This window comes from Pseudomonas sp. GW821-FHT10C09 (genome assembly GCF_059415465.1).
In genome coordinates this window covers 178,019-192,825 of record NZ_JBWKNG010000006.1, presented here as the reverse complement: position 1 = coordinate 192,825, position 14,807 = coordinate 178,019, and the positions used below count along the sequence as shown (strand labels likewise).

Here is a 14,807-nt window from a genome sequence, read left to right as displayed (position 1 = left end):
ATGACCCGGCCTCTGGTCTGGTTGCTGCTGTGTTTGATTCCTGCGCTGGCGACAGCGCAGGACGAACCGCTGCGGCTGGGCTTCAAGGGTGAACTGATTTCGTTGAACCGGACTCAAGTGATTTCACGCGAGCCGTTGCCTGCTGATGTGCAGGCACCGTTGGGCAGTTTGTGGAAGTTGTTTGTGTACGGTTGGCTGGTGGATACCGGCGCCCGAGAACCTGCGTATGAATGTCGCGGGCAGTCGAAGGAAGAGGTTTATTGCTGCACGGCTGGCGGCAAGATCGAGCGCGATCAGGCATTGGTAAAATCGTGCGGTTTGTATTTTGAGCCGGCACGTTTGGGCATCACTGACGCTGACTGGCGCACGTATTGGAAGGCGCGTCAGGCGCCGGAGTGGTTGCTGGATTTGCCGTCGTTAAAACCCTCTACGCGAGTGTCCGTCGCTGAATTGCTCAAGGTGTTGGCGATGATGCCGGCGCAGGATCAGGCGCGGCGGGTGTTGCTCGATGTGGTGCTCAATGCCGCCGATGGCAACGTGGTGGGCGAACTCGGTGGCCGGTTGCGGGTGAAAACCTGGAGCTGGTTGGGGGATCAGGATCCGTCGTCACGTCAGGGCGGTTTTGCCGGTTGGACGGCGGATGGCACGCCGATCTGGGCAGGTGGGCGCGGGACCAGTCAGATGGTGCTGCGTCATTATGGTGAGGCGTTAGCTTCGGTGTTACCGAATGATTGGCCAGCGGATTCTGGGCGTTGTGTCGAAGTCGGACTGTTTTCTCGCTATCCGATCGAGCGGGTTCTGGCGGGGGACCGTGTAGTTTCTTCCGGGCCATTGCAGGGCGACTACCGCGTCGAATTCAGCAACGGCAACCAACTCGAAATCCACAGCGACGGCGAACTCTTCTTGCTCAAGGACCAGCTCGTCGCCCGCCTGGACCGCGAAGAATACGTCGCCCGCGTCCTCCAGCGCGAAGCCAAAGCCGAACCTTTAGAGGCTGCCAAGGCTCTGGCCGTCGCTATCCGCACCTATCTTCTACAAAACGCCACGCGTAACGGCGACTGCCTGAGCATCGACGACAGCAGCAGCCGTCAGCGCGTTTCGCCACGCCCGGCCACCGCTGAATCGCGCAACATTGCCGCGTGGACCAGCGACCTGGTCCTGGCCGGCAGCACCGTCACCTACCACTCCGACCAGCCCGGCCCGGACAAACTCTCCTGGCAGCAAGCCGTCGAACAAGCCAACGCCGGCCAGCGCTACGACGCCATCCTGCTGCACGCTTACCCGCGCGCCAGCCTCAGCCGCTGGGACAACCCCGTCGCCTCCTGCGAAGCACTGCCCGCCGCGCAAGACTGGCTGCAAACCCAGCGCCGCGGCTGGCGTGCGCGGCTGGAAAGCGAAGTCGGCTACAACGAAGTCAGCACCTTCGCCGTCTGCCGCCTGGCCTTCGGCCGCCCCTACGTCGACCGCGAACGCCAGCGCATCTACGTGCGCGGCGTGCTCTCGCTGCAAGACCGCCTCGACTTGACTCACGAATACTTGCACCTGGCCTTCGAAGCACACCCCAACGGCCAGGATGAAACCTACATCGAAGGGCTCGCCCGCCACCTCTTGCTGGAATAGGCCATGAAACTCCGTTATCCACAGGTCTTCCTGTTCCTTTGTACTTTTTGCGCGATGTCGACGACTTTTGCCGCAGACGCCGCCGTCAAACTCGACACCCCCGTCGGCGGTTGGCGCACGGGCGCGGTTGAAGGCGAAGGCGAAAATTTCCGCCAGACCGTCAACTATCCTGCTTCGTCGGTGAACACCCCGGTGGGCCAGGCCAACACCGCGCGCATCAGCGGTCAGATCAAATCCACGCCCAAATCGACGGAGCCTGGTCGATTGATCGTCAACGGCGTGAGCATGCCGCTGAAGATCGATCCCGCCGGGCGTTTTGATCGCCCGTTCTCATTTCCCAATGGCAGCAACAGCGTTGAAGTGCGCAGCCCTGATGGACAGCAACGGCATCGCACACAGTTTCTCAATGCCAGTGGTGGTGCCACGCCGGCCAAGTTGCGGGTGTTGTTGTCGTGGGACAGTGACGGCACCGACCTGGACTTGCATTTGATTACGCCGGACGGGGCGCATATTTGGTACGGCGATCGGGTTGCGCCCAATGGTGCGGCGCTGGATGTTGATGTGACGACCGGGTATGGGCCGGAGATCTTTGCCATGCCGGCGCCGATCAAGGGGCAGTATTTGGTGTATGTGAATTATTTTGGTGGTGGATATAGCAGCGATGAGGAAGGGCAGGAGGATGCGGTTCAGCCGCTGACGACGGCGCAGGTGACGGTGATTACGGAGGAGGGGACGCCGAGCGAGAAGATGGAGACGTTTTTGGTGCCGATGCGGGCGGTGGGGGAGTTGACGTTGGTTAAGTCGTTTAGTTATCCGTGATACTGAATTGGGCAGCAGCGTGCTGCCTAATTGCACGAAGGTGGTCTTCTCAAATCGCAGGCATTAAAAAGCCGGCTTGTGGCCGGCTTCTCGGGGACTGGCTTGGTTCATTTTTGGTAAACCGCGCCAGCCTTCAAAACGTACACCCGGATCTTGCGTCCGGCTGTGGGACTCGGCGAGAAAATCATCTGCCTTGTCGGTGCGATCTGAGCCGCGGGGCGGGTCGATGCGCAAATGTGGGGCGCAGCATACTGATTTTTTGGGGAAATTCCCAGCTTGGTGTGTGGTGTAGAGCGATTGGTGCATTGAGTTCAGCAACACGTCCGGGTTTGTAGTGTGAATGTTCTGCCGCCATCGCGAGCAAGCTCCCACATTTGATCGCATTCCAATGTGGGAGCGACGGGGCGTTCTCACAGGAAGGGGACTGATGGCCGCCGTTTGTTAAGTGTCGACCACCAAAACACCCACCCCAACACCCTGATGTTCTGCTTATCGATCTGCTCGGCACTGAAAATCTCATCCGGGTGCTCGGTTTTGTTGTAGCTGCGCAACCGCAGCGCATTTCCGGGCATCCGGTGCAGGTATTTGATGCGCAGCATCCCGTCATGGTCGATCGCGTAAATCTCCCCATCAATCACCTTGGTCAGCCCACGGTCGATGGCGAGGGTGGAGCCGTCCTCAATCCTCGCCCCCATGCTATTACCGAGCATGTGAATGCCGATCGCATCGGCATGGTTGATTTCCAGGGAGTCGAGGTGGCTTTTGGGCAGGCGGATAAATTGGCCGGTGTCTTCCACGATGTGGGTTTTGTAAGACCCCGGGGCGATGGGGGTTTCTTTGTAGAGGGGCAGTTCTACGTCGGTCGGCTCGATGACCGTGTAGATGCCACGAATCGCCTGGGCGTCGAAGGTGTTGCCGGACTCGTCGAGCAGGCGCAGGTGTTTGGCGTCTTCCGGGCCTTCGCCGGTTTTGAGCCAGTGGCTGTTCACCGAGAGTAATCTGGAGACCTCTTCCATGCGGTAAGCGGGCACACCGCGGGTGTACCAGTTGTGGATGTTTTGAGCTTCCGTGTCGAAAAAAGCGGCAAATCCTGTCGTCGTGATCTTGGCTTTTTCGAGCAATGCTTTGAACCGTGGGCCGCTAGTGTTCTTTTTCATAAACACGAGTCTACGGGCGCAGGGCGGGGCTTTGAATAAACGAACCGTTCAAATTTCGAGGGAAATTTACGACCGGATGTAAGACGTATTTGGAACAAATTAAACAGAGAAAAACCGCAGCGGCGAAAAGATAAACACGCTGTTTAAAGCCCTTTATGAACGCCCACAAAAAACCCCGGATCAACCGGGGTTTTTTTCAAGTCGTCAGTGGCACAAGGCCAATGGCGTCTTAGCCTTTGTAGGCAGCAACCGACTTGGTGATCGCTTCGCGGGCGGCATCGGCGCCGGCCCAGCCTTCGATTTTCACCCATTTGCCTTTTTCGAGATCTTTGTAGTTCGCGAAGAAGTGCTCGATCTGCTGGATCAGCAGTGGCGGCAGGTCGGTGTATTCCTTCACGTCGACGTACAGCTGGGACAGCTTGTCGTGTGGGACTGCGATGACTTTGGCATCGCCGCCGCCGTCGTCGGTCATGTTCAGGATGCCGACTGGACGAGCGCGGATGACCGAACCTGGAGCAACCGGGTAAGGGGTTACAACCAGCACGTCGAGGGGATCACCGTCGTCAGCCAGGGTGTTCGGAATGTAACCGTAGTTGGCCGGGTAGAACATCGGGGTGGCCATGAAACGGTCAACGAACAGGCAATCGCTGTCTTTGTCGATTTCGTATTTGATCGGCGCGTGGTTGGCCGGGATCTCGATCGCGACGTAGATGTCGTTCGGCAGGTCTTTGCCAGCCGGAATCTTGCTGTAGCTCATTGGGCGGTGCCCCCGTTAGTTGACCAAAAACACTTGGCCGGATTGACCAAAAAGTGGCGGCGATTATAGGCATATTCCGCCGATGACGCCATGTACCAGAAGTCGTGTAGACCTTAGTCGCGTGCCTGATAGACCGGGTCTTCGGCCAGAAGTTGCCGCAACCGGGCCAGCGGGTCCTGTCGGTAAAACAACTTCAGCTGCTCATACACCTTGGGATAAGCCTCGTGCAGCAAATCCGGGGCGCTGAAGAAGTATTCGCTGGTGACGGCGAAAAACTCGGCAGGGTTTTCTGCGGCATAGGGATCGATCGCGGTTTCGGCGTCCGGATTGCGCTCCAGTTGCCGGTCGAGGTCGTCGTAGGCCTCTTGCATCACCTTGGCCCAATCGCTGACCCGCATGTCCGGGTGCAACGGCGGCAGGCCGTTGGCGACGCCATTGAGCATGTCGAGTTTGTGCGCGAGTTCGTGGATGACCAGGTTGTAGCCTTCCCAGCCACCACTGGCCATCACGCCCGGCCAGGCGAGGATGATCGGGCCTTGCTGCCACGCCTCGCCACTGTGTTCGCCGTCCCACTCATGCTCGACGCCGCTGGCATCGCGGTGGCGCTGGGGGCTGAGGAAGTCGTCGGGGTAGAGGATGATTTCGTGGAAACCCTGGTACCAGTTCAAATCGCCCAGGTTCAACAGCGGCAATTGCGCTTGCGCGGCCAGCAGCAGCCGCTGCTCCTGATGCAGTTCAACGCCGGGCAGGGCGGTCAGGTGTTTGTCTTCGAGGAACAGCACGCTGGCTTCGCGCAACCACTGGTCTTCGGTGGCGCTGATGCCATCGAGGAAGCTCAGGTGATGGCGCACCCGATGCCACATGTCGTCGGCAATCGGGTGCTTGGCCAGGGTGCGCTGGCGACGCCAGGCACTAAGCGACCACATCGCTGTTCAGCGCGATTGGGCTTTGGACGCGGCGTTGCCGAGGCGGCTGCGGACCATGCCAATGATCATCGGCACCAGCGACAGCAGGATGATGCCTACCACCAACAACGACAGGTTTGTCTTGATGAACGGTACATTGCCGAAGAAGTAACCGAGGGTCACCAAGCCGCCGACCCAAAGAATCGTGCCGATCACGCTGAAGAAGAAAAACCGCGGGTAAGGCATCTTGCCGACACCGGCGACGAACGGTGCAAAGGTGCGGATGATCGGCAGGAAACGCGCAAGGGTCACGGTTTTGCCGCCGTGCTTGTCGTAGAAATCGTGGGTTTGTTGCAGGTAGTCGCGGCGGAAGATCTTCGAATTCGGGTTACTGAACAGTTTTTCGCCGGCCGTTCGACCAATCAGGTAGTTGGTGCTGTCGCCGAGAATCGCCGCAAGCATCAGCAGGCCGCCCAGCAATACCGGATCCATGCCGCCACCGGCCGCAACGGCACCGGCAATGAACAACAGGGAATCGCCCGGCAGGAATGGCATCACCACCAGACCGGTTTCACAGAAAATCACCAGAAACAGGATGGCGTAAATCCAGGTCCCATAGTTGGTCACCAGCATGTCGAGGTAAACGTCGAGATGCAGAACAATGTCGATCGGGTTGAAATCCATGGGGCACCTGTGGTGACGGCCCGACTCAGCAGGCCTGTGCGGATGACTTCGCATAAGACTACACGCAGGTGTAGTTTTTCTTACAAGTCGGAAAGATCGGGATTATACGGACTGAAAAGTGAAAAGAGCGTTCAGTTTGTAGCGAGGGATGTCGCAGTAGACAGATGGTCCAGGCAGGGCTTTTGTAGGAGTGAGCCTGCTCGCGATAGCCTCGCCTCGGTGATTCAGTCAAACCGAGGTGCGGCTATCGCGAGCAGGCTCGCTCCCACAGTAGATCGGTGGGGCTCAGAGCCCGTCGCTGATCGGCAACACGTAGTTCTTGAACTCGGTGTCTTCCTTGAATCCGATGGATTCATAGGTTTTGCGCGCGACTTCGTTGTTGCTGCTGGTGGAAACGCGCATGCGCACGGCATTGGTTTCCTTGGCCATTTTCTTCGCGGTACGGATCAGGTTGTCAGCCACCAGTTGGCGGCGGGCGTCTTCGGCGACATAAATGTCGTTGAGGATCCATACTCGTTTCAGCGAAAGAGACGAAAAGCTCGGGTACAACTGACAGAAACCCATCAGTTTGTTGCTGTCGTCATCGGACAGCGCCAGGTAGATCACCGATTCCTTGCGGCGCAGGCGTTTTTCGAGGAACGCTCGGGACGAGTCCGGGTACGGCAGGGATCCATAAAATTCACGATACTTCACGAACATGGGCGCCAATAGGTCCAGGTGTTCGAGGGTCGCTTGAATAATCCGCATGGTAGGTCTCGTCTTCAAGTGGCTGTCTTTACTGCATTGACGGCGATGGGAAACCCGTGGCGGCCGTTCGTCGATCCTGCCTGAAACCTATTCGCAAACGCAATGCGGAAACGGTTCAGGCATCTGTTTGACCCAGCAGGAAGTTTCGTTTCATGTCCGTACCGGCGTCCGATTCCAGTGTCTGGAGCTGCGCCTCGTCCTTGAGATTGACCCCCGACAGCTGTCTACGACAGGCCTCTCGCATCAAATACAGCAAACGGTGGGCGGCCATGCCGTAACTCAGGCCTTCGAGCCGAACGTTGGAGATGCAATTGCGATAAGCATCCGTCAGACCAATCTTTGGATTGTAGGTGAAATATAAACCCAGACTATCAGGGGAGCTGAGTCCGGGGCGTTCACCGATCAGGATGACCGTCATCTTCGCCCCCATCAGTTCACCGATCTCGTCGGCCACAGCGACGCGGCCCTGTTCCACCAGCACCACGGGTGCCACGGACCAGCCTTCGGCCTGCACCTGTTCATCCAGGCGTGCGAGAAACGGCAGGGTATGGCGATGCACCGCCAGTGCCGACAGCCCGTCGGCCACCACAATCACCAGATCGACACCGCCGGGGTTGGCCGTCGCGTACTCGCGAAGCGTCTGCGCCGACTCATCGCTGAGCTTTCGCCCCAGATCAGGGCGCTGCAAATAGCTGTCCCGGTTCGTGGCGGCGCTGTGCAGCAACAGACTGTCGCGCCCGATCCCGGCCAGTTGCGAACTGAGCCCCGCCGAATCGAACGGCAAATGCACCGCATCCCGTGCCTGCGCATGGGCGTACTGGAAATCCAGTTGGGCGCTGGTCGGCATGCTGGTGCCCGTGCGCCCCAAGGCAATCCGCGCGGGTGTCAGGCGGCGCAATTCCAGCAACGGGTTCTGTGGATCAACGGGTGGTTTTTCCATGAAAGCACTCATCCCAATTGCGCCATCGCCTGGCGGAAGGCCGGGGGCAGGCTGTCGCCGAAGTGAATTTTGCCGTCCGCCTGGGTAAAGATGCCCATTTTCGTCAGCCACTGCTCGAATTCCGGCGCGGGTTTCAGGCCCAGCGTCTGACGGGCGTAGAGGGCGTCGTGGAACGAGGTGGTCTGGTAGTTGAGCATGATGTCGTCGGAACCGGGGATGCCCATGATGAAGTTGATCCCGGCGACGCCCAGCAAGGTCAGCAGCGTGTCCATGTCGTCCTGGTCGGCTTCGGCGTGGTTGGTGTAACAGATGTCGCAGCCCATCGGGACGCCCAGCAACTTACCGCAGAAGTGGTCTTCGAGGCCGGCGCGAATGATCTGTTTGCCGTTGTAGAGGTATTCCGGGCCGATGAAGCCGACCACCGTGTTCACCAGAAAAGGCTTGAAATGGCGCGCCACGGCGTAGGCACGGGTTTCGCACGTCTGCTGATCGATACCGTGGTGGGCGTTGGCGGACAGCGCACTGCCTTGGCCGGTTTCGAAATACATCAGGTTCTGACCCAGCGTGCCGCGATTCAGGCTCAAACCGGCGTCATAACCTTCCTTCAACACATTCAGGTTGATGCCGAAACTGGCGTTGGCCGCCTCGGTGCCGGCGATCGACTGGAACACCAGGTCCAGCGGCACCCCGCGATTGATCGCTTCGATCGATGTGGTGACGTGGGTCAGCACGCAGGCCTGGGTCGGGATTTCGTAGCGCTGGATGATCGCATCGAGCATTTCCAGCATGGCGCAGATCGAGGCGATGCTGTCGGTGGCCGGGTTGATGCCAATCATCGCATCGCCGTTTCCGTACAACAGGCCGTCGAGGATGCTTGCCGCGATACCGGCGGGCTCGTCGGTGGGGTGATTGGGTTGCAGGCGGGTGGATAAACGCCCGCGCAAGCCCATGGTGCCGCGAAATTTCGTCACCACGCGGATTTTCTGCGCCACCAGCACCAGGTCCTGGACGCGCATGATCTTCGACACAGCGGCGACCATTTCCGGCGTCAGGCCGGGGGCGAGCGCGCGCAGGCTCTGTTCATCGGCGGCATCGCTGAGCAGCCAGTCGCGAAAACCGCCGACGGTGAGGTGGCTGACCACGGCGAAGGCGTGTGCGTCGTGAGTGTCGATGATCAGTCGGGTGACTTCATCGGCCTCATAAGGAATCAGTACTTCCTGCAGGAAGTGGGTCAGCGGGATGTCGGCCAGGGCCATTTGCGCGGCCACACGCTCGCCATCGTTGAGCGCGGCGACGCCCGCCAGGAAATCCCCGGAGCGCGCCGGACTGGCCTTGGCCATGACGTCCTTGAGGCTCTCGAAGCGGTAGGTCTGAGCGCCGACGGAGTGGGCAAATGCGGCCATGGGGCGATTTCTCCTGTTTTGTACAAGTCTCAATAACACTGACATTCCAGTGTGGGAGCGAGCAGGCTCGCTCCCACAGGGGGGCTGCATGCACTTCAATAACGCAGGCGCCGGTCTGCAAGCCCGGCGCCGGTGCAACTTAAATACCCTCGAGCATCGCATCGGCCGGCGCGTCGGCGCGCTGCTTGGCGGTCAGCTGGAAATACAGGTAACCGGCGGCCATGAAACCGAGGAACACACAGCCGATCAGCGTGTTGAACCAGGCCATGGCCACCAGGCACACCACCGCCAGGAACAGCGCGATCCCCGGAACAATCGGGTAGCCCGGTGCGCGGAAGGTTCGTTCCAGGTTCGGTTCGGTTTTACGCAGTTTGAACAGACTCAGCATACTGATGATGTACATCACGATGGCACCGAATACCGACATGGTGATCATCGCTGCCGTCAGGGTCATGCCTTGCAGGTTGACCAGGCCGTCGCTGTAAATCGCCGCGATGCCGATTACGCCGCCGGCCAGAATGGCGCGGTGCGGGGTCTGGAAGCGCGAGAGTTTGGCCAGGCCGCTGGGCAGGTAACCGGCCCGCGCGAGGGCGAAGAACTGGCGCGAATAGCCGAGGATGATCCCGTGAAAGCTCGCCACCAGGCCGAACAGTCCGATCCAGACCAGCATGTGCATCCAGCTCGAATTGTTGCCGACCACGGCTTTCATCGCTTGGGGCAGCGGGTCATTGATGTTCGACAGTTGGCGCCAGTCGCCGACGCCGCCGGCCATCACCATCACGCCGATGGCCAGGAACACCAGGGTCAGAATGCCGCTGACGTAAGCCTTGGGAATCGTGCGTTTCGGGTCCTTGGCTTCTTCAGCAGCCATCGCCGCGCCTTCGATCGCCAGAAAAAACCAGATCGCGAAGGGAATGGCGGCAAAGATGCCGGGAATGGAGGCGATGGTGAATTCGTTGGAACCCGACCAGCCATTGAGCACGAAGTTACTGAAGCTGAAGCCCGGCGCCACGACGCCCATGAACACCAGCAACTCGGCGACCGCCAGCACCGTGACCACCAGTTCGAAGGTGGCCGCGATGCTGACCCCGAGGATATTCAGGCCCATGAACACGAAATACGCGCCAACCGCCGCGATCTTGGGATCAAGTTCCGGGTATTGCACGTTGAGGTAGGCGCCAATCGCCATCGCAATGGCCGGGGGCGCAAACACGAATTCGATCAGGGTGGCGATGCCGGCGATCAATCCACCTTTCTCACCAAACGCCCGCCGGCTGTAGGCAAACGGCCCTCCAGCGTGGGGAATCGCGGTTGTCAGTTCGGTGAAGCTGAAGATGAAGCACGTGTACATCGTCGCCACCATCAGGGCGGTGACGAGAAAGCCCAGCGTGCCGGCGGTGCCCCAGCCGTAACTCCAGCCGAAGTACTCGCCGGAAATCACCAGGCCGACGGCAATACCCCATAGGTGCAGGGTGCCGAGTGTGGGTTTGAGCTGTGTAGAAGAAGTCATAAGTCCTCGCTGTCTTTTTTATTTTTTGATGTTTTGGACTTGCGGTACGACGTTTCAGGTGTGAAGCGGGCACGCAAAGCCCGTGCCAGAGCGGCCAGGGCGATGTTTTGGAGTGCCTTCGATGACGCCTTCGCGAGCAGGCTCGCTCCCACAAGGGGAGCGGTGCAAATGTGGGAGCGAGCCTGCTCGCGAAGGCGATAGAAAGGGCGATGCAGAACTCCCTGCATCGCCCCCGGTTTTTAGAAGAAGCCCAACGGATTGATGTCGTAGCTCACCAGCAGGTTTTTGGTCTGCTGATAGTGATCGAGCATCATCTTGTGGGTTTCACGGCCGACGCCGGACTTTTTGTAACCACCGAACGCGGCGTGCGCCGGGTACAGGTGGTAGCAGTTGGTCCATACACGACCGGCCTTGATGGCGCGGCCCATGCGATAGGCGCGGTTGATGTCGCGGGTCCAGAGGCCGGCACCGAGGCCGAACTCGGTGTCGTTGGCGATGGCCAGGGCTTCGGCTTCGTCCTTGAAGGTGGTGATGCTCACCACCGGGCCAAAGATTTCTTCCTGGAACACGCGCATTTTGTTGGTGCCCTTGAGCAGCGTCGGCTGGATGTAATACCCGGTCGCCAGATTGCCCTCGAGTTTTTCGATCTTGCCGCCGGTCAGCAGCTCGGCGCCTTCGCCTTTGGCGATTTCCAGGTACGAAAGGATTTTGTCGAATTGCTGCTCGGACGCCTGGGCGCCGACCATGGTGTCGGTGTCTAGCGGGTCGCCACGTTTGATCGACAGGACTTTTTTCATCACCACTTTCATGAAGTCGTCGTAGATCGACTCTTGCACCAGGGCGCGGGACGGGCAGGTGCAGACTTCGCCCTGGTTGAAGAACGCCAGCACCAGGCCTTCAGCGGCTTTTTCGATGAAGGACGGTTCGGCTTTCATGATGTCTTCGAAGAAGATGTTCGGCGACTTGCCACCCAGCTCCACGGTGGACGGAATGATGTTTTCGGCGGCACATTTCATGATGTGCGAGCCGACCGGGGTCGAGCCGGTGAAAGCGATTTTGGCGATGCGTTTGCTGGTGGCCAGCGCTTCGCCGGCTTCTTTGCCGAAACCTTGCACGATGTTCAACACGCCCGGTGGCAGCAGGTCGCCAATCAGCTCGACCAGCACGGTAATGCCCAGCGGGGTCTGCTCGGCAGGCTTGAGCACCACGCAGTTACCGGCGGCCAGGGCCGGGGCAAGTTTCCAGGCGGCCATCAGGATCGGGAAGTTCCACGGGATGATCTGCCCTACCACGCCCAGCGGTTCGTGGATGTGATACGCCACGGTGTTGCCGTCGATCTCGGCGGCGCTGCCTTCCTGCGCGCGGATGCAACCGGCGAAGTAGCGGAAGTGGTCGGCAGCCAGCGGGATGTCGGCGTTGAGGGTTTCGCGAACGGCTTTGCCGTTGTCCCAGGATTCAGTGATTGCCAGCAGTTCCAGGTTCTGCTCGATGCGGTCGGCAATTTTCAGCAGCACCAGCGAACGTGCCTGGGCGGACGTGGCGCCCCAGGCATCGGCGGCGGCGTGGGCAGCGTCCAGGGCCTTGTCGATGTCTTCGGCAGTGGAACGGGGGAATTCGGCAATCGGTTGGCCATTCACTGGCGAGGTATTGGTGAAGTACTGACCTTTGACAGGCGCGACGAACTCGCCGCCGATGTAGTTACCGTATTTGCTCTTGAACGAAACGATAGCGCCTTCAGTACCGGGGTGAGCGTAACGCATGATGATGTTCTCCTTGGCTTTGTACTTATTAGAGAAACGCGCAAGTGCGCTTGCTATAAGCGTAGAGCAAAGGTCGGGCCACTGCCTTGCAGGTCAGGCAAATCAAGGCCTTGCGTGATTTTTGTCGGACCGGCGGGTGCGCGCTGTGACGCTTTCGGTACAGCCTCCGTGACACTTTGTACCGCTTGTGGCACAGGGTGTGACTGACGGGTCTTGCCAGCATTGCAATGCGTCGATGGCTGGAGGATGCTGGGCCTCAAATTGCCACACAGGGTAATCCTCTGTGGCGAGGAGCTTGCTCCCGCTGGGCTGCGAAGCAGCCCCAAAATGTCTGCCGGTCATGATTTTTGGCGAGCGCTTCGCACTCGAGCGGGAGCAAGCTCCCTCGCCACAAGGTGTGTGCCAACCTCTTGATGGGGGTTCAGCACAGTTATCGGGGAGAATAATAAGAAATGCACGACAACCATCTGAGTCGCCATGCCCGGCAGGTCCTGACCGTCACCCAGGGCAAATCGCACCTGCATGGCCCCGGCAGCGATCCTTCCATCGCCCGTTCCTGGCTGCGTTGTCTTGAGGACTATCACCTCGACCCGGCCCTGACCATGGCGCCTACGGTATTGGAACACGGTCGTGTGCTGGAAAGCCGCGAACGCTTGCAGCAAGTGCTGCACATCGCCGGCAATGAAATGACCAGTCTCCATCAACAACTCTCCGGCGCCGGCCACGCGGTGCTGCTGACCGATGCCCGTGGCGTGATCCTCAATTGCGTCACCGCTCCTGCCGAACGGAAGATTTTCGAGCGCGCCGGCCTCTGGCTTGGCGCCGACTGGAGTGAAGCCTGCGAAGGCACCAACGGCATCGGCACCTGCCTGGTGGAGCGTCAGTCGCTGACCATCCATCAAGACGAACATTTTCGCGGTCGCCACACCGGCCTGACGTGCTCGGCGAGCCCGGTGTTCGACCCCCATGGCGAATTGCTGGCGGTGCTCGACGTGTCATCGGCGCGCCACGATGTCTCGCGCCAGAGTCAATTCCACACCATGGCCCTGGTCAATCTGTCGGCGAAGATGATCGAGAGCTGCTATTTCCTGCGCTATTTCGACAATCAATGGCTGCTGCGTTTTCACTTGCAGGCCGAGTCTGTCGGGCTGTTCAGCGAAGGGCTGCTGGCATTCGACGGGGAAGGGCGGATCTGTGCGGTCAATCAAAGTGCGCTAAACCTGCTCGGGCATATTCGCGGCGGCTTGCTGGGCAAACCGGTGGAAGCGTTTTTCGATTGCTCGCTGGATGAGTTGCTCGGTCGCGCCAGTGTGAATGCCAGCGCCAGTTGGCCGTTGCGCACCCGTGACGGTCGTAGCCTGTTTGCCGTGTTACGTGGGCAGCCACGCAGTATTCCGGTGCCGGTGGTGCAAAGCCCGGCGATTACCGAACGTCCACGCCTGTCGGGCATCTGCATCGGTGATGCCGCACTGCAGGAAGATTTTCGTAAGTCGCTGCGGGTGTTCGAACGCGATGTCCCGCTGCTGATCAACGGCGAAACCGGTTCCGGCAAAGAAGCCTTCGCCAAAGCCGTGCACCAGGCCAGTCAACGGGCGGAGAAAGCCTTCGTTGCCCTTAATTGCGCGGCCATTCCCGAAAGCCTGATCGAGAGTGAATTGTTCGGTTATCGCGGCGGCAGCTTCACCGGCGCGCGCAAGGAAGGCATGCGGGGCAAGTTGCAGCAGGCCGATGGCGGGACCCTGTTTCTCGACGAAATCGGCGACATGCCCCTGGCGTTGCAGACCCGGCTTTTAAGGGTGTTGGAAGATCGCCAAGTGGTGCCGATTGGCGGCGAGCCGGAGGCGGTCAACGTGCGGATCATCAGCGCGACGCACCGTAATCTGTTGGATCGGGTGCAGGACGGCAGCTTCCGTGAGGATTTGTATTACCGGCTCAACGGGCTGGAAGTCGCGTTGCCGGCGTTGCGTGATCGCAGTGATAAATCCCAGTTACTCGATTTTTTGCTGGCGGAAGAGGCGGGTGGGGAAACGGTACTGATCGACGTGCCGGCGCGGGAAGCCTTGTTGGGGTTTGCCTGGCCGGGCAACGTGCGGCAGTTGCGCAATGTGCTGCGCACATTGGCGGCGTTGTGTGACGGCGGGCGGATCGGGCTGGAGGATTTGCCGGCGATGATTCGTCAGGCGCGGCCGGCGGTTGCAGTGGCGGTCGAAGAACCGTCCGAGCATCCGTTGGACGATGCCGAGCGGCTGGCGTTGTTGAATGCACTGGAGCATACGCGTTGGCATATGACCCATACGGCTGAGCAGTTAGGTGTCAGCCGTAATACGCTTTATAGAAAGCTGCGTAAGCACGGTATCGAGCGCTAAACCGCGTCGCGGCCATTCGCGAGCAGGCTCGCTCCCACATTGGATCTTCAGCGGACACACATTATGCGAGCGCCGCTGAGTCCCTGTGGGAGCGAGCCTGCTCGCGAAGGCATCTTCAAATCCGAAACACAAGGTGCGA

The 14,807-nt window shown here is 59.8% G+C and carries 12 protein-coding genes; 3 read left to right on the top strand and 9 right to left on the bottom strand.

Translation table 11 applies throughout. The annotated features are described in order from the left end of the window. Positions 1–1,620, top strand: coding sequence for a DUF2300 domain-containing protein (locus AC07N8_RS07975; RefSeq protein ID WP_493142970.1), 1,620 nt, complete (start codon positions 1–3; stop codon positions 1,618–1,620). 3 nt (positions 1,621–1,623) lie between these two features. Further along, a complete protein-coding gene (locus AC07N8_RS07970) occupies positions 1,624–2,439 on the top strand; it encodes a YfaP family protein (RefSeq protein ID WP_493142968.1) in 816 nt (271 codons plus the stop codon). 410 nt (positions 2,440–2,849) lie between these two features. On the opposite strand, the gene AC07N8_RS07965 is transcribed toward AC07N8_RS07970, so the two are convergent. The 9 genes from AC07N8_RS07965 to exaC all read right to left on the bottom strand — a co-directional run bounded on the left by AC07N8_RS07965 (position 2,850) and on the right by exaC (position 12,302). Continuing rightward, positions 2,850–3,596, bottom strand: coding sequence for a S24 family peptidase (locus AC07N8_RS07965; protein WP_483843572.1), 747 nt, complete (start codon positions 3,594–3,596; stop codon positions 2,850–2,852). A gap of 229 nt (positions 3,597–3,825) precedes the next feature. After that, positions 3,826–4,353 (bottom strand): inorganic diphosphatase, encoded by a 528-nt coding sequence (gene ppa / locus AC07N8_RS07960; RefSeq protein ID WP_003205933.1) that lies wholly within the window; start codon positions 4,351–4,353, stop codon positions 3,826–3,828. 113 nt (positions 4,354–4,466) lie between these two features. Then, positions 4,467–5,279: a M90 family metallopeptidase gene (locus tag AC07N8_RS07955; protein WP_483843565.1), complete on the bottom strand. Its 813-nt coding sequence runs from the start codon at positions 5,277–5,279 to the stop codon at positions 4,467–4,469. Positions 5,280–5,285: 6 nt separating this feature from the next. Continuing rightward, on the bottom strand, positions 5,286–5,942 hold the full coding sequence (locus AC07N8_RS07950) for a DedA family protein (protein WP_483843566.1): 657 nt from the start codon (positions 5,940–5,942) through the stop codon (positions 5,286–5,288). A gap of 285 nt (positions 5,943–6,227) precedes the next feature. After that, positions 6,228–6,689: a GNAT family N-acetyltransferase gene (locus AC07N8_RS07945; protein WP_483843567.1), complete on the bottom strand. Its 462-nt coding sequence runs from the start codon at positions 6,687–6,689 to the stop codon at positions 6,228–6,230. Positions 6,690–6,804: 115 nt separating this feature from the next. Then, positions 6,805–7,629 carry an ethanolamine ammonia-lyase subunit EutC gene (gene eutC, locus AC07N8_RS07940; RefSeq protein WP_493142964.1) on the bottom strand — a complete coding sequence of 275 codons (825 nt, stop codon included), beginning with the start codon at positions 7,627–7,629 and terminating at the stop codon, positions 6,805–6,807. An 8-nt stretch (positions 7,630–7,637) separates the two neighbouring features. Further along, on the bottom strand, positions 7,638–9,032 hold the full coding sequence (locus AC07N8_RS07935) for an ethanolamine ammonia-lyase subunit EutB (RefSeq protein ID WP_493142962.1): 1,395 nt from the start codon (positions 9,030–9,032) through the stop codon (positions 7,638–7,640). Positions 9,033–9,171: 139 nt separating this feature from the next. After that, a complete protein-coding gene (gene eat, locus AC07N8_RS07930) occupies positions 9,172–10,542 on the bottom strand; it encodes an ethanolamine permease (RefSeq protein ID WP_027924316.1) in 1,371 nt (456 codons plus the stop codon). Positions 10,543–10,781: 239 nt separating this feature from the next. Then, complete coding sequence (gene exaC, locus AC07N8_RS07925) at positions 10,782–12,302, bottom strand: acetaldehyde dehydrogenase ExaC (protein ID WP_489334345.1); 1,521 nt, start codon at positions 12,300–12,302, stop codon at positions 10,782–10,784. 452 nt (positions 12,303–12,754) lie between these two features. Between exaC and AC07N8_RS07920 the strand changes: the two genes are divergently transcribed. Further along, positions 12,755–14,668 (top strand): sigma-54-dependent Fis family transcriptional regulator, encoded by a 1,914-nt coding sequence (locus AC07N8_RS07920; RefSeq protein WP_493142959.1) that lies wholly within the window; start codon positions 12,755–12,757, stop codon positions 14,666–14,668. Positions 14,669–14,807: the final 139 nt, after the last annotated feature.

Coding starts and splice junctions, on each gene's coding strand:
- AC07N8_RS07975 (WP_493142970.1), top strand. CDS start 1: ATGACCCGGCCTCTGGTCTGGTTGCTGCTGTGTTTGATTCCTGCGCTG.
- AC07N8_RS07970 (WP_493142968.1), top strand. CDS start 1,624: ATGAAACTCCGTTATCCACAGGTCTTCCTGTTCCTTTGTACTTTTTGC.
- AC07N8_RS07965 (WP_483843572.1), bottom strand. CDS start 3,596: ATGAAAAAGAACACTAGCGGCCCACGGTTCAAAGCATTGCTCGAAAAA.
- ppa (WP_003205933.1), bottom strand. CDS start 4,353: ATGAGCTACAGCAAGATTCCGGCTGGCAAAGACCTGCCGAACGACATC.
- AC07N8_RS07955 (WP_483843565.1), bottom strand. CDS start 5,279: ATGTGGTCGCTTAGTGCCTGGCGTCGCCAGCGCACCCTGGCCAAGCAC.
- AC07N8_RS07950 (WP_483843566.1), bottom strand. CDS start 5,942: ATGGATTTCAACCCGATCGACATTGTTCTGCATCTCGACGTTTACCTC.
- AC07N8_RS07945 (WP_483843567.1), bottom strand. CDS start 6,689: ATGCGGATTATTCAAGCGACCCTCGAACACCTGGACCTATTGGCGCCC.
- eutC (WP_493142964.1), bottom strand. CDS start 7,629: ATGGAAAAACCACCCGTTGATCCACAGAACCCGTTGCTGGAATTGCGC.
- AC07N8_RS07935 (WP_493142962.1), bottom strand. CDS start 9,032: ATGGCCGCATTTGCCCACTCCGTCGGCGCTCAGACCTACCGCTTCGAG.
- eat (WP_027924316.1), bottom strand. CDS start 10,542: ATGACTTCTTCTACACAGCTCAAACCCACACTCGGCACCCTGCACCTA.
- exaC (WP_489334345.1), bottom strand. CDS start 12,302: ATGCGTTACGCTCACCCCGGTACTGAAGGCGCTATCGTTTCGTTCAAG.
- AC07N8_RS07920 (WP_493142959.1), top strand. CDS start 12,755: ATGCACGACAACCATCTGAGTCGCCATGCCCGGCAGGTCCTGACCGTC.